14 protein-coding genes and 1 pseudogene are annotated in these 19816 nt (G+C 60.6%); 6 read left to right on the forward strand and 9 right to left on the reverse strand.

What is annotated here, in order from left to right:
• The first annotated feature begins 6 nt into the window (after nucleotides 1-6).
• Entirely contained in the window at nucleotides 7-294 is a 288-nt protein-coding gene (locus GWK36_RS07005) for an FHIPEP family type III secretion protein (protein WP_281352063.1), read from the forward strand.
• Between the two features lie 84 nt (nucleotides 295-378).
• On the opposite strand, the gene GWK36_RS07010 is transcribed toward GWK36_RS07005, so the two are convergent.
• From GWK36_RS07010 to GWK36_RS07035, 6 genes are all read right to left on the reverse strand, one after another.
• The gene (locus GWK36_RS07010) at nucleotides 379-609 is read right to left on the reverse strand and encodes a zinc-finger domain-containing protein (RefSeq protein WP_166270535.1); all 231 of its coding nucleotides are present in this window, start codon (nucleotides 607-609) and stop codon (nucleotides 379-381) included.
• A gap of 5 nt (nucleotides 610-614) precedes the next feature.
• A complete protein-coding gene (locus tag GWK36_RS07015) occupies nucleotides 615-1538 on the reverse strand; it encodes a branched-chain amino acid transaminase (RefSeq protein ID WP_166270536.1) in 924 nt (307 codons plus the stop codon).
• Between the two features lie 44 nt (nucleotides 1539-1582).
• Nucleotides 1583-4447 (reverse strand): bifunctional [glutamate--ammonia ligase]-adenylyl-L-tyrosine phosphorylase/[glutamate--ammonia-ligase] adenylyltransferase, encoded by a 2865-nt coding sequence (gene glnE / locus GWK36_RS07020; protein WP_166270537.1) that lies wholly within the window; start codon nucleotides 4445-4447, stop codon nucleotides 1583-1585.
• A gap of 174 nt (nucleotides 4448-4621) precedes the next feature.
• On the reverse strand, nucleotides 4622-7405 hold the full coding sequence (gene ppdK, locus GWK36_RS07025) for a pyruvate, phosphate dikinase (protein WP_166270538.1): 2784 nt from the start codon (nucleotides 7403-7405) through the stop codon (nucleotides 4622-4624).
• A gap of 103 nt (nucleotides 7406-7508) precedes the next feature.
• Nucleotides 7509-8990 (reverse strand): glycosyl hydrolase family 57, encoded by a 1482-nt coding sequence (locus GWK36_RS07030; RefSeq protein WP_166270539.1) that lies wholly within the window; start codon nucleotides 8988-8990, stop codon nucleotides 7509-7511.
• Complete coding sequence (locus tag GWK36_RS07035) at nucleotides 8987-10306, reverse strand: polysaccharide deacetylase family protein (RefSeq protein ID WP_166270540.1); 1320 nt, start codon at nucleotides 10304-10306, stop codon at nucleotides 8987-8989. The genes GWK36_RS07030 and GWK36_RS07035 overlap by 4 nt, the downstream gene beginning before the upstream one ends.
• A gap of 824 nt (nucleotides 10307-11130) precedes the next feature.
• Between GWK36_RS07035 and GWK36_RS16045 the strand changes: the two genes are divergently transcribed.
• The 3 genes and pseudogenes from GWK36_RS16045 (at nucleotide 11131) to GWK36_RS07045 (ending at nucleotide 12439) form a co-directional block, all read left to right on the forward strand.
• Nucleotides 11131-11295: a hypothetical protein gene (locus tag GWK36_RS16045; RefSeq protein ID WP_210756793.1), complete on the forward strand. Its 165-nt coding sequence runs from the start codon at nucleotides 11131-11133 to the stop codon at nucleotides 11293-11295.
• A 25-nt stretch (nucleotides 11296-11320) separates the two neighbouring features.
• Nucleotides 11321-12004 (forward strand): annotated as a pseudogene (locus GWK36_RS07040) (transposase); the annotation flags it as partial.
• A gap of 15 nt (nucleotides 12005-12019) precedes the next feature.
• On the forward strand, nucleotides 12020-12439 hold the full coding sequence (locus GWK36_RS07045) for a DUF2934 domain-containing protein (RefSeq protein WP_166270541.1): 420 nt from the start codon (nucleotides 12020-12022) through the stop codon (nucleotides 12437-12439).
• A gap of 13 nt (nucleotides 12440-12452) precedes the next feature.
• On the opposite strand, the gene GWK36_RS07050 is transcribed toward GWK36_RS07045, so the two are convergent.
• Both GWK36_RS07050 and GWK36_RS07055 read right to left on the reverse strand, forming a co-directional pair.
• Nucleotides 12453-13133 carry a DUF3334 family protein gene (locus GWK36_RS07050; RefSeq protein WP_166270542.1) on the reverse strand — a complete coding sequence of 227 codons (681 nt, stop codon included), beginning with the start codon at nucleotides 13131-13133 and terminating at the stop codon, nucleotides 12453-12455.
• A 12-nt stretch (nucleotides 13134-13145) separates the two neighbouring features.
• Nucleotides 13146-16532, reverse strand: coding sequence for an ABC transporter substrate-binding protein (locus tag GWK36_RS07055; protein ID WP_166270543.1), 3387 nt, complete (start codon nucleotides 16530-16532; stop codon nucleotides 13146-13148).
• 219 nt (nucleotides 16533-16751) lie between these two features.
• On the opposite strand from GWK36_RS07055, the gene dusA reads away from it, so the two are divergent.
• Entirely contained in the window at nucleotides 16752-17705 is a 954-nt protein-coding gene (dusA, locus tag GWK36_RS07060; protein ID WP_246237761.1) for a tRNA dihydrouridine(20/20a) synthase DusA, read from the forward strand.
• Nucleotides 17681-18577, forward strand: a complete 897-nt coding sequence (locus GWK36_RS07065; protein ID WP_343033154.1) for an EamA family transporter — start codon at nucleotides 17681-17683, stop codon at nucleotides 18575-18577. Before dusA ends, GWK36_RS07065 begins: the two co-directional genes overlap by 25 nt.
• Here GWK36_RS07065 and GWK36_RS07070 read toward each other — a convergent pair.
• Entirely contained in the window at nucleotides 18574-19800 is a 1227-nt protein-coding gene (locus GWK36_RS07070; RefSeq protein ID WP_166270545.1) for an EAL and HDOD domain-containing protein, read from the reverse strand. The two genes, GWK36_RS07065 and GWK36_RS07070, sit on opposite strands and share 4 nt — an antisense overlap.
• Nucleotides 19801-19816: the final 16 nt, after the last annotated feature.

Below are 19816 nucleotides of genomic sequence, written 5' to 3' on the forward strand. Positions count from 1 at the left end.
TATCTCTTGGCCCCAGATCTCGAAGAGACCATTCGCGGCGCGATCCGCCAGACCTCAGCGGGGAGCTATCTTGCGATCGATCCCGCTGTAGCGCAGAGATTTACTGCGCGCTGCAAACAGGTGATCGGTCAGCTCAAACCTGGACGCCACCGTCCTGTGATCTTGGTTTCGATAGACATCCGCCGCTATGTGCGCAAACTCATCGAGCGTGAGCTCTATGATGTGCCGGTATTGTCTTATCAGGAATTGACTGAAGAAATCACGGTGCAGCCGCTGGATCGGATCGCGATCTAGATTGGGATCGCGATCGCGTGTCTACGGTGTCTACGCCTGGATCTGCTGTTGTTTCTGCTCAACCCCTTTACGGGTACCCGGAGCTCAGTCGATCAGCCGGTATCTCGCGCCACAGTAGGGGCAGACAACCTCGTGCTTAGGGTCGTCTTCGATAGGGAGATAGACCCTCGGGTGCATGTTCCAGAGGGTCTCATGCGAGCGGGGGCAGCAGAGCGGCAGGTCTGCACGCCTCACCGCGATCACCTCGGCTTCCGGGGCCGTCTGCGCTGGTTTTGCGGTGAGCTGGCTGCGCAGCTCAGCGAGGAGCGAGTGCATCGTACTCATATCAGGGTCAACCATTCGGGATGCTCGGAACGCCGTCCAGAGACCTGCTCGAAATAGAGGGATTGCAGGCGCTCGGTGATTGGGCCGCGGGTCCCAGCACCAATCCAGCGCCCATCGACCTCGCGGATGGGGGTCACCTCCGCGGCGGTGCCGGTGAAAAAGGCCTCATCGGCGATATAGACCTCGTCGCGGGTGATGCGCTTTTCGATGACCTTGAGTCCAATCTCTTCGCTCAGCGCGATTACCGTGCGGCGGGTGATGCCGTCGAGCGCCGAGGTGAGATCCGGCGTATAGATCACACCATCGCGAACAATGAAGACGTTCTCGCCGCTGCCTTCCATGACATAGCCCTCGGTATCCAGGAGCAAGGCCTCGTCGTAACCGTCGCGCAGGGCCTCTTGTAAAGCGAGCATAGAGTTCAGGTAGTTGCCATTGGCCTTAGCGCGGCACATGGTGATATTGACATGATGGCGGGCAAACGAAGACACCCTGACGCGAATTCCATTGCGCATGTTCTCCTCGCCGAGATAGGCCCCCCACGACCAGGCGGCGACCATGCAATGGACCCTGAGATTGTCGGCGCGCAGACCCATGCCCTCGGCACCATAAAAGCACATCGGACGGATGTAGGCCGAGTCCAGGCCATTGCGACGCACCACCTCGCGTTGAACCTCATTCAAGGTATCCTGGTCCCAGGGTATCGGCATGCCGAGGATATGCGCCGAATTGAATAGGCGGCGGGTGTGATCCTGGAGACGAAAGATGGCCGTTCCACGGGCGGTCGAATAGGCGCGCACGCCCTCAAAGACCCCCATGCCATAATGCAGGGTATGGGTAAGCACATGGGTCTTGGCCTCGCGCCAAGGGACCCAGTCGCCATCTAGCCAGATCAGACCGTCGCGGTCTGCCATCGTCGTCATGTCTTCAACTCCGCGCCTTGTTGTCTTAGATCTAAAGCCGTATCTCAATCCAGCTCGTTCAGGTTTGCGGTCTCGCCTGAGCCCTCAAACAACGCCTGCCAGATCGCCCAGACCTGCTCGCGTTCGGCTTGAAGTTCAGTGTCCGCGATCAGCCGCGGTTGACCGCTGAGTGCGCTGCGGTGATCGGCCTGACGCAGTGTCTGATACGCCGCGATCAGGTCCTGGGCGCATGGACCAGGCAGCAATGCAAGCCGCGCCAGGGTCTCAAGCAGCCGGATGTTATCGGTCCAGTCGGCGAGCTCAGGGTGTGCTGCCGCCCAGCGCAGCACCGCGTATTGAACCATAAACTCGATGTCGGCAATACCGCCGCGCCCCTGTTTGAGGTCGAAGCGCCCTCCCCCGCTGCGATCGAGGTTGACACGCATCCGCTCGCGCATAACACGTACCTCTTCCTTGAGGCGCTGGGGGTCGTGGTATTGGCACAGGATGGCGCGGCGGATGGTCAAAAAGCGCTCAGCCAGCACAGGGTCGCCGGCGATGGGGCGGGCACGCACCAATGCCTGATGCTCCCAGATCCATGCGTTCTCTCTCTGATATTCGGCGAAGGCGCGCATGGATCGTACCAACAGCCCCTTGCTGCCGTCTGGACGCAGACGGGTATCCACCGCATAGAGCTCGCCCGAGGGGGTGCGGGTGGTCAGGATATGGATCATGCGCTGCGCCAAACGGGCATAGAACTGCTCGTTGCTGACCGGTTTGGGCCCATCGGTCTCGGCAGTCACCCTCTCGCTGCCATGTAAGAACACCAGGTCGAGGTCCGAGCCATAACCCAACTCGATCCCACCGAGCTTGCCATAGCCGACGACCAAGAATCCCTGATCTTGGCCCTCGACGGCAGTGGGCCGCCCGTGACGCGCGACGAGCTGACCCCAAGCCAGTGCCAGGACGCGCACAACCACCGCCTCGGCGATCTCAGTGAGATAGTCGCTGACCACCATCAGGGGGATGACGCCCGTCAGATCAGCAGCCGCCACGCGCAACTTCTGTGACCAGGCGAACTGGCGCAGTCGCTCCATCTGCTGCTCTAAGTCCTCAAGATCGAGGCCCGCCAAGAGATCATCGAGCTCGGACTCAAGCTCGCCGCGGCGCAAGGGTCTGTAAAGCCGGCGCAGGTCGATCAGCTCATCGAGCAGGATCGGCTGGCGGGCGATCTGTTCGGTAAACCAGGGGCTTAAGGCAGCGAGCTGGGTCAGTTGGGTTAGGACCCGCGGGTGCTCAGCGAGCATCGCCAGATAAGCGGTGCGCTGGACGATGGACTCAAAGAGGGTCAGTACCCGTCCCAGGGCCAGATCTGGATAGGCGCACTCGGAGGCTGCTTTCAGCACCTGCGGCATGATGCGATTGAGGCGCTTATGCCCGTGGGTGCTGAGTCCCTTGCGCAGACAGATCGTGTGAAACTGCTCGATCCGCTGATATAGGGCCTCTGGATCGGCGAAGCCTGCGCCCTGCAGCCTTTCGATCGCAGCCTGAGGCTCCGGAAGCGGCCACAGGGCTGCGAATAAGGCCCTCTCCTCGCACTCAGCTTCGGCTTCGGGTTCGGCGAACAGGGCATCGAAATGGGTCTGGACCCGCTCGCGGTGGGCAGAGAGCGCCGCCGTAAATGACGCCCAGTCTGCATAGCCCATCGCTTGGGCCAAGTGTAACTGATCTATGGGGTTGCCGGGCAGACAATGGGTCTGTTGATCGCGCTGGGCTTGTAGGCGATTTTCGACGCGGCGCAAAAAGACATAGGCGGCATCGAGCTCGGCGACCGCTGTTTGGGGCAATAGGCTTTTGTGACCTAGACGCTGCAAGACCGCGCGGATGGAGTGGATCTGTAGCTCGGGATCACGCCCGCCGCGGACCAGTTGTAACGCCTGACCGATGAATTCGATCTCGCGGATGCCGCCCGGCCCGAGCTTGATATTGGCCTCCATGCCGCGCCGATGGAGCTCGTAGTTGATCAAGCGCTTGAGCTCGCGCAGCGACTCAAAGACCCCGAAGTCCAGATACCGGCGATAGACGAAGGGGCGCAGCATCTCCATCAACGCAGCGCAATCCTCTGGGTCGCCGGCGATGGGGCGCGCCTTGATCATGGCATAGCGCTCCCACTCGCGCGCCTGCGACTGGTAATAGTCCTCCATCGCCGTCAGGCTCATCGCTAAAGGACCGGCCTCGCCGAAAGGTCGCAGGCGCGCATCGACGCGAAAGACAAATCCATCGGCGGTGATATCAGCGAGCGCCTTGAGGAGACGCTGTGCCAAACGGATGAAGAACTGATCGTGGCTTAGCGGGCGCGGTCCATCCTGGATCGTGCCCGGGCAGGCGAAGGCGAAGATCAGGTCGATATCTGAGCTGAGATTGAGCTCGCGCCCACCGAGCTTGCCCATTGCCAGCACGATCAGGCGCAAGATGCGGCCATCTGGAGCGCGGGGCCTGCCCCATTCCGACCAAGCCCAGGGCTCCAGATGATCGAGCGCACCGCGTACACAAACCTCGGCGAGCTCAGAGAGGTCCTCGAGCGTCTCATCAAGAGGGGCAAGCTCGGCGATGTCGCGCCAGATGATACGAATCAGCTCGCGGCGGCGAAAACAGCGCAGGGCGCGTTGGAGGCCCGGCTCATCGCTGACCTCGGCAAGATAACTAGAAAGCCTCGCCGCGAGCTCCCCTGGGCCATAGCGCTTGCTGAGATCGCCAGAGGCGATGAGCTCGGCAAACTTGTGCGGAAAGCGCGCAACCGAGCGGGCAACATAGTCGCTCGCCGCCCAGACGCGCTCCCTGGCCTGGATGAATCCAGGATCGGCAGGCAGGTCTATCCCCTGCGCCGCAGCCCAGGCTAGCCAGTCCTGCCAGCAAGGTTCAAGCGTCATGCCTTGTCCGGATGTCAATGGCGCAACAAGGTCCCACCCAGCTCGGTTAGGACCTTGCCGACTCGGTTATTGGCATGCGGCTCCATACAGCGCTGTCCCCAAGGGTAAACTCGGCATGGCACACAGAGCTGCCCTAAAGCATCGGGTGAGACCCTGCATGCCCTGCCGCTTAGGTTAGAGGTTGTGGGTTGCCTGCGCCTTTAGCGCTGCATGGGCCGCAGCCAGGCGCGCTACTGGCACGCGCGGGGCCGAGCAGCTCACATAGTTCAGGCCGACCTCATGACAGAAGGCGATCGAGCGCGGATGCCCCCCGTGCTCGCCGCAGATCCCGACCTCAAGATCCGGCTTGACCGAGCGCCCCCATTCCACGGCCAGCTTCATCAGCTTGCCTACCCCCTTGACGTCCAAGACCTCAAAGGGGTTGTCCTGCAATAGACCCGACTGGTTATACAGCGGCAGGAACTTGTTCTCGGCGTCCTCGCGCGAGAAGGAGAAGGTTGCCTGAGTGAGGTCATTGGTGCCGAAGGAGAAGAACTCGGCCTCCTCGGCCAATGAGTCGGCGCGCATGCAGGCGCGCACCACCTCGATCATGGTCCCAAATTTAAAATCGACCGGCTTGCCATAGCGCGCCTGGACCTCGGCATGGATGTCGGCGACATATTGCTTGACCTTGCGCAGCTCCTGGACGGTACAGACCTGGGGCACCATGATCTGGGGATGGACCTCGATCCCCGCCTTGGCGCATTCAGCAGCCGCCTCGAGGATGGCGCGGATCTGCATCTGATAGATCTCAGGGAAGGTCATGCCCAGCCGCACCCCGCGGTGCCCAAGCATGGGATTGGTTTCATAGAGCGCCCGGACCTTTTTCAGCATCGCCGCCTTCTTGGCGATGGCCTCCTCGACCACCGCGGGGTCGATCATGCGATGGGCGCGCTCGACCTCGAGGCGTACACCCTCGGGGGCATGGATCAGGCTGGCGGCATTGGCCAATACCCCCAGGCCGCCTGCCACCTGGGCCAGCGCCCTCAGTTCCTTGAGCTCACGCTCAAGCACATGCTCATCCGGCAGGAACTCATGGATCGGGGGATCTAGGAGCCGGATGGTGACCGGATGGGGTGACATCACCTCAAAGAGCTCATAGAAGTCCTGGCGCTGCATGGGCAGCAGGCGATCAAGGGCCGCGCGGCGCTGTTCGGCGGTTTCGGCGACGATCATCTCGATGACGATCGGCAGGCGATCGACGGCATTGAACATTCGCTCGGTGCGCGCCAGGCCGATCCCCACAGCGCCGTAACGCCTGGCGCGGCGGGCATCATCTGGGGTATCCGCATTGGCCTTGACCCTGAGCCTAGATAGCTCATCGGCCCATCCCAGCAGGGTATTGAGCTCCGGGGTGAACTCGGGCTCGACGGTCGGGATCTCGCCGAGATAGACCTTGCCGGTGGTGCCATCGATGGTGATGACATCGCCCTCCTTGAAGCTGGTCAGGCCCACCCGGGCCTCGCGCCGCTCGACATCCACACTGATCCCCTCAGCACCGGCCACACAGGGCTTGCCCATGCCGCGCGCGACCACGGCGGCATGCGAGGTCTTGCCGCCGCGCGAGGTGAGGATCCCAACCGAGGCGAAGAACCCGTGGATGTCCTCGGGCTTGGTCTCCTCGCGCACCAGGATGACCTTAAGGCCCTGACCCTTGCCGAGCTGTTCGGCGCGGTCGGCGTCGAAGACCGCGATCCCCGATGCCGCACCTGGGGAGGCTGCCAGACCTTGGGCCACAGGCTCGGCCTTGGCATTGGGGTCTAGGCGCGGAAAGAGCATCTGTTCGAGCGACTCGGGTGGGATGCGCAGCAACGCCTGCTCTTTGGTGATCAGGCCCTCGCGCTCCATCTCGACCGAGGTGCGCACCAGGGCCACGGTGTTCATCTTGCCGTTGCGCGTCTGCAGGCAATAGAGCCTGCCGCGCTCGATGGTGAACTCAAAGTCCTGGACCTCGCGATAATGGGCCTCGAGCTTATTGCGCAACTCTTCAAGCTGATCGGCCAGCTCGGGCATCTCGACCCGCAGATAATCGAGCGGCTTGGGGGTGCGGATGCCTGCGACCACGTCCTCGCCCTGAGCATTGACCAGATACTCGCCATAGAGCTTGTTTTCGCCGGTGGCCGGATTACGGGTAAAGCCCACACCGGTGGCCGAGTCGTTGCCGCGATTGCCAAAGACCATGGTCACCACATTGACCGCAGTGCCATTGGCCATGTCCGGGGTGATATTGAACTGCTTGCGGTAATCGACGGCGCGCTTGCCCATCCAGGAATTGAAGACCGCCTTGATCGCGATCTCGAGTTGTTCATAGGGGTCACATGGGAAGGGGCGCCCGGTCTGTTCCTCGACGATCTGCAAAAACCGGTCGCAGACCTGGCGCAGGTCATCGGCCGATAGATCCACGTCCTGTTTGGCATGTGCAGACTCCTTGACCGCCTCGAACGCCTCGTCGAACAGCGTATCTGCAACCCCCAGCGCCACCTTACCGAAGAGCTGGATAAAGCGGCGGTAGGAGTCGTAGGCAAAGCGCGGATCCCCTGTGGCCTGGATCACGCCCTGGAGGGTATCGCTGTTGAGCCCGAGATTGAGGATGGTGTCCATCATCCCGGGCATCGAGATCGCTGAGCCTGAACGCACCGAGACCAGCAAGGGGTTATCTGGATCGCCAAAACCCTTACCGGTCTTTTGTTCGAGGAGCCGCATCTGATCGCGCACCTGATCCATGAGACCCGGCGGAAGGTGGCGCTGGGGGTCATCGAGATAGGCCAGGCAGGCCTCGGTGGTGATGACAAAGCCTGGCGGGACATTCAGCCCGATCTGGGTCATCTCGCACAGATTGGCACCCTTGCCGCCGAGGAGTTTTTTGTTCTTGCCGTCGCCCTCTTCAAAGGCAAAGACATATTTCTGCATGGTGTCCATGGGTCGCTTCTCTCATCTGGGGGTGGATGTAGGGCGGCTAACATGCTGCCATATTCCACCCCACGGGGGTATCTTCCGTCGCCGCTTGGGAATGGATCAGAGTCTAGGCGGCGAGGTCGTGCTTGATGATCTCCGTGACCCGCTGGCAGATCTCGCGCCCATAGTCGGTCCAGAGCCCCTGGCCCCAGTAGCGATAACAGCTCGTTTGCGAGACCAGGAGATGAAAGAGCGCATTGCGATAGGCCGGATGCTTGGTCGGGATACCTGGACGCAGGACTCGCTCATGGAACAATGAGCTAGCCTCTTCCATTGGTCCTAGGACATTCTCATAGCCTCTAACCCAGGAGAGATCATTGGTCCAGCTCCCGCCCTCCATGTGGAAACGCCCGTCCTCGCGCTTGAGTGCTTCGATGACCTGATTGAGCCGCTCTGGACCATCGCCCGGCTGCATCCGCGACCAGATACGGTTGTGGAATAGGGGTTGGATCTCGGGCAGATCCGAAGGTTTGATCCCGAGGGCAAAGAGATGTTCCAGATATTCGCTGACGTTCATCAGGGGCACGTCCGTGTGACTGGCGGTACGCACGACCTCCATGTATTTCGGCGGGAATTCGTTCATCATCACCCCACCGTTCTCGCCATCGGCGATCTGGGTGACCAAGGGCGGGATAGAACGCCCGGCCAGATCCAGACGGTTGAGGCCGCGCGCCTCATACCAGGGTTGCATCTGGGCGACCAGCTTGGTGTCTGACCCCTGGGTCTTGATGATGGCGATGATGCTTGCGGTTTCGCCTGTCGAGCTGGTGCACACCAAACGATGCGGGATATGCGGGCGCTCGGGGTGACGCTCAGTGCCTGCGAGATGCACCGTATGCTCCTGAACCAGCACCCATTGATAGCCGCAATCGACCAGGGTCTTGACGAATTCATAGGCGACATCGGGATGATTGGGCAGGGCCATCTCCGAGGGCGAAAAGCCGCGAATGCGCTCCAGCGCCTCCCAGCCGAAGATCGCAGCGAAGTGATGCTGGAAGGCGCGCACATGCAGCCGATAGTCCTGTACCGGCGTCGAGGGCGCGACCGCATGACCCCAGGGCATCCCCAACCACTCAACCGCCCAGTTGTAATCTGGGTTGCAGGTGATGGTCTTGAGGGCATCGATGACATGATGCTCACCCATCCTGCGCAGGCCATGGAGCAGGGTGCCCGAATATTCCAGCATCACCCGCGGCGAGTGCCCTTCGTGGATCAATTGCGGGATGAACTCGCCCATCCGCTTGTAACACCAGACAAAGACCGGGGCGTTGTGGTTATCCCCGATGTGCTGGTTCTCCATCATGTATTGGAGATTGCTGATCAGCGCCGCGGTCTTGAGATCAGATCCCCCGGCGGGGATCAAGGGCTGATGCTGGTGTAAGGCGATTGCCGCTGCGGCACGGATCTTGTTGAGATCGATCCCGCCGCGTTCGGCAAAGAGACGCTGATCGCGGCTGCGAGCGATCACCTGCTCGACCTCGGTTTCATGCCCACAGATATTGGGCAACTCTCCGATATATTCGGGCAGGGATTGGGGCAATGGGTTCATAACTGGACTCCTGATTGGGAAAGGGATTGATCCAGCGGGGCCTCGGGGATGGGCCCGCTTTGATCGGTCTCGGCCATTGCCTCCCCCTCCGCGGCGACTGGGTATGTCACATCCGCGGCCTCAGTCAGGGAGGTTCGGGCCAGGGCGATCGCCCGATCGAGCGCCGCCTGTCCTGCGGCCAGATCGGCCTCGGCGCGCGGCACCCAAGCCTCGCCCCAGTAAAGATTGCAGCTCGTTTCGGCGCGCAAGAGATGAAACAGGGCCTCGCCCAAGGTATCGGCCTCGGGGCCGGAGGTCACCCCGCGCTCGCCGGCAAACCAGCGCGCCTCGTGGATCGCACGGCTGAGCTCGGCAAAGGCCGCGATCGTCTGACGTTGCCGCTCTGAGCCTGTCCATTGAGTGAAATCGCGGCCGTGGTGCCAGCCCGTATTCCAGGCGCCGGTGCGTACCCGCACCTCGCCATGTGCTCCATAGCGGTCAAGATAGTCGCTGATAAAGGTCGGACGGATGGGCGCGGCCTCTCCAGCGATCCGGTCCAAAAGGGGCAGATAGAAAGCGCCCCAGAAGTTGGCCTCGGGCGTCACGTTGCGGAACCAGCCGCCGTTTTCGCCATCGGTTGCGGTGGTGACGAGCGGGGGGAAATCGCACCAGCGGGTGCGTTCGGCGACCTCCTTAAGGAACCAATCGACCTCCATGCCCGACTCCTGGGCGTCGGAAAGCTCGCGGTCGCGCACCACCACGATGATCTCATCATCGCCATAGCGGGCGATGTGCGGTCGATAGCGCAGTTCCGGCCAGCTCATGGGGGTGACCGGCTCAACATGCTCGCTATCGACGAAGACATAGCGATAGCCGAAGGCGCGCAACATCGGGATCAACTCCATCGCAAAGCCCATCTCCGGCGGCCAGAAGCCCTGGAAACTCGGGCGCCAGAGCAGATGCCGCGCGATGTCCAGCCAGCGGGCCAGATGCTCACGGCGATCGGCCTCGGGGATCAGCGGCAGGACTGGATGGTAATAGCCGGTCCCCAGGACCTCAAAGAGCGCCAGGTTCTGAAAATGCCAAAGCAGCGAGCCACAATCGACGATCCCATAGACCCGCTGCTGAAAGAAGGGGTCAGATAGGGTCTGAAGCAGGGTCCCAGAAAGGGACAAATGCACGCGGGCAAGCTCCTCCCTCCCCCAGAGGCTGCGCGGGATGCGATCCATCGCGAACAGGATCTCCTTGGCCTCCCAGGTCTGATGGTCCAACAGGTCTTGCAGGTTGCCTTGCGGCTGATGGAGATTGAGCACGAGCGCATGATAGGCGACAGTCATGACAACACCTGTAATGGCTTGGAAGCGCTTGGTCCCAAGGATACCAAGGCTTAGATGATTTGGTTCACTATCAATCGATGAGTCTCTGTCTTACTGTTTATCCATGATTGTCTGGGGATGGTTATGCCCAAAACGGCGAATAGCGCAAATCGAGTGCATCGTATGTCTGAAGGGATTGTTCTTTGCTTATTCTGTCTCCACTTTGCGGCTTGCAACCATAGTCTGCTTCAAAATGCTTCTAAATCCAAAATACTTTTGGATAAGTCATTGATTCTGGCATGATCAAGACATGACTGAATAGCGTAACAAGTTTCGGATTGCAAGCTGCATGGCGTTGGCGCAGCTGGTGCGACCGATCCCGCGATTTGACAGCCGAATCGAGGCGCGATCTTTCTCGCCCACAAGGTAAGAACGATCGTTTAGATATTTAGAGGCGACATCCTGCTCGTCATCTAGGTTAAACTCAATGAGGAGGTGCTCAGGAGCCACCACTTGGTCAGCAGCCAGGATCTAGAGCGCACCCTCTTGCCCTAAGGCGCTCCAACCATCATCTGCCCCAGGGGGCCCTCAACGGTCGAACGCCCATGCCGGCCATGCAGGGCAGGGCTGGTATCAGCAACGGCCCAAATTTTTCCCCAAGCGACCCTACAATCATCCGGGACCTGACACTTTAAGGATTGGGCGTTTGGCGCCAGACGGATTGTGAGCGGGGATTGTGAACGACTGGCAAGTCATATAAAGCGATTGAATGTTATTGATAAAAAAACACATGCTTTTGAAATTGAGTGAGCTGTCCTGATGTCGTGGGCATGGAAAGACGAGACATGAGATTGCTGTCGTTTGCGGCGCGCGAAGAGCGGCGGCGTGGCTGGAGGTATGAAGCGATAGGCGCGCAGAGGGGATTGTTGGGCGCAGGGGTGTTCGACATCTGCAAAGGCTATGGGCGCGAAGGGGCCCAAGGACAAGCGGGGTGGGTGCAAGGTGGGTGAGAAGCGGGCGCTGTTGGCGGAGCAGGACGCCCAGATACGCAAGCTCATGTGCGACGGGACACCGGATCAGCTGAAGCTGCCGTTTGCGCTGTGGAGCCGGCAGGCGGTGCGGCAGTTGATCCTCGGCCGTTTTGGCATCGAGCTCAGGCCGCAGGGGGAGGGCAAGTACATGGCGCGCTGGGGATTGACGCCCCAGAAACCGATTCGGCGCGCCTATGAGCAAAGCCCGCCGGCGGGCAAGACGCCCGAGATTCGCGTCACGCACCGTCGCGAAGGCCTGTCGGTGATCTCGACGCTGACCAACCGCGGCAAGGTGCCTTGGAAGGCGTTCGCGGGGGCGATGAACGCCGACATCCTGATCGACTTCATGAAGCGGCTGGTCAAGGACGCCAGGGGCAAGAAGATCTTCCTCATCCTCGACAACCTGCACGTGCATCACACCAAGCCGGTCAAGGCGTGGCTGGCTGCATGCGCCAATCAAATCGAGGCCTCCTCCCTCCCCTCCTACAGCCCGGCACTGAACCCCAACGAGATGCTCAAGGCCACCATCACCGCGCAGGCGCCCTCCCGCGCCAAGGGCGATCTGAAGAAGGCGACCGTCAGCCACCTGCGCCGCCTTCTCAATTCCCCCCAACACATCATGCGCTACTTCCAGCATCTTCATTGGTTTCGGATCAATAATATGCTATCCAGTAACGATGCACATTAGGAGGTATAGACCGACATGGCTGAGGACAAGATCGTACTCAAAAAGACAGCGCCCAAGGCCGCGGTGGTCAAAAAGACCGCAGCACGTAAGGAGCCAAAGACTGCCGCCCCGCCGGCAGCAACTGCTCCCGCACCCAGTCAGCGCAGAGCTGCCGAGACAGAGGATGCAGGCGCGCCGGCAAGGGTGCGGACGACGCGTAAACGCCCGATGCCTGCAAACCCAGCTGAGACCAAACAGCAGGATGATCAGCAGGACCTCTTGCGCCAGTTGGCGACGGTCTCCGATGAACAGCGTCTCGCCATGATCCGCGAGGCGGCCTACTACAAGGCCGAGAAACGCCAATTCGCCCCCGGTCACGAGGCAGAGGATTGGGCGGCAGCTGAGCGCGAGATCGATGAACTGATCGCCCGCGCCAAGCTGATGACCGGTCTGTAGGCGGTCTCTGTGCCTACAGACCGAGTTGATCGAGCAGGCTCTGATCGACCAGGGCCTGATCATCGGTGACCGTTAGCGTCTCGCCCCCCTGCTGCTGCTTGATCTCCTCGACGATCCGGTCAGGGTCGGTCTCTTCACGCTCAAACTCATGGAGCTGGATGAACTCGGTGCGGTCCATCGCTAGCTCCATATAAAACACATTGCGATTAGCAGTGGTGAATGACACCCGCCGCGCTTGGGCGCGATCCAGGTTAGCATCGATGCTGACGATCACCTCCTTGTTGATGGTGAGCATTTTGGGTTGGTTCTGGTTAATGGTGATCAACAGCTCGCTGCCTACATTTCGGGTGAAGTCGCCGACGATCTGGTTCATGAGCTCGCCGAGCATATTGCCGACCTCATCCGAGGTATATTGGGCAGCCAGTTCAGACTCGGGCATGCCCATAGTAGTCATATAGGCGCGATAGAGCTCCATTGCCGAAGGAGCCGAAAAGTTCATAATCACCAGACCTGAAAAACCGCCATCAAACAGCACAAAACAGCCGATGTCTGGGCGCAAACAGGTCCGGGTGATCTTTTGGACCATGGGCGAATAATTGATCTGCGTCTGGGTCGCGACCGACAGGACCTTTTTCACCGAGCCGCACAGCATCAACAGGACATCATCGGTCGTGATCGTCTTGGTTTTGGCCACAATCAATACATCCTAAGTCAGGTGGTTGATCGGTTCGGCATTTGCCTTGCCCTGAGGGTCTGGCACATGCTGGACAATATTCTGGGGCGCAAAGGCCAGGATGAAGTTGTAACAGATGCTGGGGTCCTGGGCCATAGCGAATAGATCCAATGCCTCGATTTCCATATTACCTGTGCTTCGCGCAACCTGCCTCAGGTCGCGAAAGCCCATGCTCCAACTGGTAAAGGCCCGCTGGCTGATTGTGCCCTCGAAGATCACCTTGAGGCTGTGATGGCGCGGATCGCGGCGGATACGCTCTAAAAGCGCCTGGACGCGCTCGCGCTTGCCCTCGATGAGCTGCATGAACGATCTATTTAAATACAGCAGAAAGCCGGTGATCCCCTGGCTGCGGTTAAAGGCGCGTGCCTGTTCCAGGAGTGCCTGGAGATCGGCATCGTCCATGGGTTGGGCAGCGAGGCTGACATAGAGGACGGTATATAGATCCAGAGGCGCTACCATCTGACGCTGTGCCTTGGCCTCTCCCAATAGGGCCAGGAAATCGCTCTCGATCAGCGGGCGATAGAAATAAAACCCCTGGACATAGTCGCAGCCGATATCGCGCAAAAAGTGCAGCTGCTCAGCATTCTCCACCCCCTCAGCGATCGCGGTCAGACCCAGGGCATGGGCCATGCTGCAAACGGCGCGGACGATAGCACGACTGTTGTGCCGCTTATCCAATCCATCGACGAACTCGCGATCGATCTTGAGCGTGCTCACCGGCAGGCGTAACAGCTGGGCAAGCGAGGAATAACCTGTCCCAAAATCATCGACCGCTACCCTAAAACCCAGTTCAGCAAGCTGATTGAGTATGGCGAGATTAAAGGGCACATTGCTCATCAGCGAGGTCTCGGTGAGCTCCAGGAGTATCTGCCTGGGGTCAGCGCCGGTCTCAGCAAGCACGGCGCGCCAATCATCGACTAGTGCGGCATCGTTGAGCTGGCGCGCCGAGAGGTTGACGCTGACATAGGGTGCCTCCGACCCGAACTGCGCGCGCCAGCGCTGCTCAGCCAGACAGGCCTGGCGAAAGGCCCATTTGCCGATCGCTACGATCGCGCCGCTCAGTTCAGCGATGGGGATGAAGCATGCTGGCGATATCTCGCCTTGCTTGGGGAACCAGCGTAGCAAAAGCTCGGCACCGCGGATTAATTGGCTCTGGACACAGAGTATCGGTTGGAAGCGGACCTGCAGCTCAGCGCGCTCGATTGCTTGGCGCAACCCCAGGGTGATGTCGAGCTTCTGGCGTACTTGGTCATGGATCTCCTCGCTGAAGAAACGCCAGCCGTCCCGTCCCTGCTCCTTGACTTGATACATGGCGGCATCAGCATGGCGCAAAAGGTCATTGACATCATGCGTGCTCCCATGACCGATAGCCAGACCGATGCTTGCACTTACAAACAGGCGCTGGCCGTCGAGCTCTACCGGCTCGCACAGGAGCGAATTCAATCGCTCGGCGAGGGCGGCGAGCTCCTGGGGCTCTTCAACCTGGTCGCAGAGAATGACAAACTCGTCGCCTCCCACTCTGCCGACGGTATCACCTGGGCGGACATGATCGATGAGGCGCTGGGCGATGGTTTTTAAGAACTCGTCGCCGATCGGGTGCCCATAGCTGTCGTTGATGAGTTTAAAGCCATCCAGGTCGATGAACAGCACACCGACGCCAAAGTTCTGGCGCTGAGAACGCCGCAGTGCCTGTTCGAGACGCTCGCGGATCATGGTGCGGTTAGGGAGGCCAGTGAGCGGATCGTGCAGGGCCTGCCAGACCAACTCCTCCTCGGCCTGTTTGCGATCGGTGATGTCAAGAACAGTGGCAACCGTGACCTCTTGCCCTTCGAGCAGGATCTTGGCGAGGGAGATATTGACCGGAAAGGTCGAACCATCGCTGCGATAAGCATGGAGATCAATCCGGTTGGTCATACGCCGCTCGCGCACCGGTCCGCGGAAAAAGGCCTCCACATAGGCGGCATGCGCCTGGCGAAAAGGTGGGGGGATCAGCTCTTGTAAGGGCAGCCCCACAAGCCGCTCGCGCCGATAGCCGAACATCTCGGCGGCACGGTAGTTCGCCTCGATGATCGACCCGCTGGCGTCGATGGCCAATACCCCGACATCGACCGTGACCAGGATCTCCTGCAGCGAACTAGAGAGCGCTGGTATCTGCAGGTCGCGCTTACCTGGCTGCAACTCTAATGTATCGGGTGTATTGGGGATCGCAGGACCAAGGGGGGCAGGCAAGTTGGGCGGCTGGCGATAACACCCTGGGATCTTCGGGGCAATCTGACCGAAGGCGCGCACAATCTCAAAGCGCCCTTGAGTCGCGCGCGCAAGATAGGTATTGACCGCAGCATGATGTGTCAAAGGGTCCATACGCACCAACCCCTGGGGGCCCTCGACCTCGATGTGTTCAAGTGCCGCGATCAGCGCCTCGGCCTCGATCGATCCCGCTTGATTGGCAGCGCGGGCAAAGGCATGGACGCAGAGATACACCCCCTCGCCAAAATTGGTGAGCACCCCATTGCCCTGAGGCCAGATTCCGCTGACCTCGGAGAGTTCGCTGAGGGCCCTAAGATAGCGCCGGTTGACGGGGGTATCGAGGGCCATGAAGTAGGTGTTGCAAGAATAAAAGCCCTCGCGGACCTCTGGCGGGAGAAAGGCAGCCATGGCCTCGTCGTAATGACCCATGACCACGCACATGCGCCGCTTAAGACCTAGCTCGGAGAAACGGGTCAGCACCTTGATCTGTTCGGCGCCGGCAAAATAGGGCACCAAGACATTGGCCCCTGAGCGGTGGACCCGGTCGAGCAGAGAATCGACCGGCGCCTTGCCGAGTGGGTGATATTCCTCGCCCACTACCTCGCCACCGCAAGCGAGCAGGGACTCCTTGGCAGTGTTGATCGACCCCCGCGGCCATTCATAGTTGCTGCCAGCAAAATACATCTTGGGACCGACCAGTTCGGCCATGTAAGGGATCATGTACTCGATCTGCTGATTGGGCAGGGCGGCGAAATGAAAGAAATACCGACTGTGGATACTGCCTTCATAGAACGAAAAATTGAGATAGGGTACCTGCCTGACCTCAGCCACCTGGCTTGCAACCGCAATGCGGGCATTGGAGAGCAGATTGCCGATCAAGGCCACACAGTCTTGCGCAAGCAGGCGCTCGGCAGCAGGGACTGCGGTCTCAGGGAGGCTGCCGTCGTCTTCGATCAACAGCTCCAGCGGGCGCCCCAAGATGCCGCCGGCGGCATTGACCTCGGCGCAGGCGATCCGCCCTGCCCATACAATCTCTTGACCATAGAGGGCAACCAGCCCGGTGAGCGGACTCATGAGGCCGAGCTGGATAGGTTTGGCAGTCTGCGCAGCCATGAATAACCGCTCGCTTGATGAAAATCAGCACCTTTCGCCATTATAAGGCCGGTACCCACTTATCCACTGATCGAAGGCCTTGCTAGACCCTTACAATAAGACCAAATGTTAGATGCCAGATCGCCGCAACCATCAATTGGCCCCCCTCGCCAAACCAAATCGCCTCCCCCAGCCCCACGCCTTGGGCTTGCCTATCAGCGGCGTCTGGCGGTAGCCCCCATGCTCGATTGGACCGACCGCCATTGCCGGTATTTCTTGCGCCTGATCAGTCGGCATACCCTGCTCTATACCGAGATGATCGTCGCCCAGGCGCTGCTTTACGGCGCCCGCGAACGGCTTCTGGCCTATGACGCCGCCGAACACCCTTTAGCGATCCAGCTTGCAGGCTCAGACCCTGAGCTTTTAGCGCGCGCCGCTGCGATCGCCGCAGACTGGGGCTATGACGAGATCAATCTTAACGTCGGCTGCCCTTCGGATCGGGTACAACAGGGTCAGTTCGGGGCCTGTTTGATGGCCGAACCCCGGCTGGTTGCCGACTGCGTTCAGGCGATGCGTGCGTCTGTCACTGTGCCGGTGACGGTCAAACACCGGATCGGGATCGATGCGCGCGACAGCTATGGCGAGCTCGTCGATTTCGTCGGGCACCTGATCGAGGCCGGCTGCGATGCGGTCATCGTCCATGCCCGCAAGGCCTGGTTGCAGGGCCTGAATCCCAAGGAGAACCGCAGCGTCCCGCCCCTGCGTTACGACCTGGTTCTGGCGCTCAAACGCGATTTCCCCGGCCTTCCGATCGTCATCAACGGCGGGGTCCAGAGCCTGGAGCAGGCGCGGTTTTTTTTGCAGGACCTCGATGGGGTCATGATCGGGCGCGCTGTCTATCATCAGCCCTGGCTCCTGGCCGAGGCCGATCGCCTGATCTTTGGCGACGATCACCCCCTCCCCGGCCGCTGCGCGGTCCTGGAACGACTGATCCCCTATGTTGAGCGCCATTCGGCGCAGGGAGTTCCACTGCATGCCATCACCCGTCACCTGCTAGGTTTGTTCCACGGTCAGCCAGGGGCGCGCGCCTGGCGCAGGCTGTTGAGCACCGAGGCCCAGCGTCCAGGGGCTGGGCTTGAGGTCTTGAGCGCCTGGCTGAGCTCTCAAGGGTGCGCAGGGTCGCGATCCGCGTGAGCTGGATCGCGCTTGCTCTAATCTGCGCCTTCAGCCTCGCCAGCGCCGATGCTGCGACCAAGGCCTGGCTAAGAGGACTGACCGCCTCAGAGCTCGTCATCGTTCGTTTCTGTGTGCCTGGCCTGCTGCTCATCCCCTGGTGGCCGGACCTTGGGAGCTTGGCCGGCCTGCCCTTGGGCTTTTGGGGATGGGTGGGTTTGATGCTCCCCCTGGAGCTCTTGGCAATGTGGCTCTATATGGCGGCGATCCGCGACCACCCGCTCTCGCTCACCTTGCCCTATCTCGCCCTGACGCCGGTCTTGAGCATCGCGGTCGCCTGGGCCCTGCTTGGAGAACAGGTCTCGGTGCAGGGTCTGTTGGGGATCCTCTTGGTCGTCGCCGGGACCTGGTTGCTCAACAGCGATCAGATGCAAAACAGCGGCTGGCGGGGCTGGCTTATCCCTTTTGCTGCGATCCTGAAACAGCAGGGTGCCCGCCTGATGCTCATGGTCGCCGTCCTCTATACCCTGACCGCCAGCCTGGGTAAGGGGGCGCTTATCTATCTCTCCCCGACCACCTTCGCTGCCTTGTATTTCGGCCTCCTGGGTCTTGGGGTGGCCCTGGTGTTGATCCTGCCACAGCCAGCACGCCTCGAGGCCCTGATCAGGCACCCTTGGGCGGTGTTCGTCGTGGGCGGTCTGATTGGGGTCATGGTCTTGACCCATTTCCTCGCCATCCAGCGGGTCGAGGTCGCCTATATGATCGCGGTCAAACGCACCAGCCTGTTATTCGGGATGCTGTATGGTGCCTGGCTCTTTGGCGAAGGCGGCATGCACAGGCGCCTGCCTGCGGGCATCCTGATGCTCATCGGTGTGGGGGTGCTCACCGTTTAGCGCGAGGCGCTGCATTCGATCTCATGCTGCAGGGCGCGAGCCCGGGCGAATGCCTCCAAGAAATACACGGCCAGTTGTTCACCGCCTACCCCAGGCAAGGTAGCATTGGGTATCTGCTCACCATCCTCGATCTGCTTGGCCTGTAACAATACGCATCCCAGCAGTCCTTCATACCTAAGGATCGCACCCTTGATCATCTGGCCGAGCGGCAGGGGCTCCAGGGCCTCACGCAAGGGGATGAGTAGGATCTCGTCGAGATTGGCAAAGAGCCCTGCGGTAAATAGCCGATCGCGCTCTTCGGGGAAATGGCGCTCGCCGACGATCTGGCAAAAAAGGGCATAGGTCAAGGCGCGGGTAAAGCTATAGGGGTTGACGCCCTCCATGGAACCTAGGATCAAGAGCGCCGCCCATTGGCGGATGGTGTGCAGACCGACCAGGGTGATCGCCTGTCTAAGGGTATGCAGGGGACGTCCCTGGGAGATCGCCGCATTGCCGATGAAGCGCAACAGCCGATAGCTTAGGGTGACATCCCGGCTGATGAGCTGCTCGACCTCCATGAGACCGATCTCGTCGTCTTGCAGACGGGCGAGCAGATGCAGCGCCTGGAGCCGATTGGCTGGCGGTCGGTGGCCGCTGATGATCTGGGGTCGGGCCAAGTAATAGCCCTGGAACAGATCGAAGCCCAGCTCCAGACAATCGCGAAACTGTTCAGCGGTCTCGACCTTTTCGGCGAGGAGATGCAGGCGATGGCCAGCGGGCAAGGCAGCGATCTTGGCGGCAATGGCGGCGCGATCGACCCCCAGCACATCGAACTTGATGATCCGCGCCAACGCCAACAGCGGGTCCCACTCTGGGGTATAGACAAAGTCATCCAGCGCCAGCACAAACCCCTGCTCCACCAGGCGCTGGGCTGTTGCGACAAGCTCTGGCGTGACCCGAACGGTCTCCAGGATCTCGAGCACCACCCGCTTGGGCGGCAGGGTCTGGATCAGCTCGCTGTTGAGAAGCGTCTCGTTCATGTTTAAAAACAGGCGCTTGTCCCGACCCAAGCGCTCGACGCCGAGCTCTATGAAGGCATTGAGGATGACCTGGACGGTCGCCGACTCGGCATCGACCGGGTCATCGTCAAACCCGCCCGCCGGACTGCGAAACAAGAGTTCATAGGCCACGATCGCGCGTTGGCGATTGAAAATCGGCTGAATGCCCAGGAGGCTATCTGGCATGGCGCACTCACATAAT

It is taken from the genome of Caldichromatium japonicum, from assembly GCF_011290485.1.
GTDB classification, from domain to species: Bacteria; Pseudomonadota; Gammaproteobacteria; order Chromatiales; family Chromatiaceae; genus Thermochromatium; species Thermochromatium japonicum.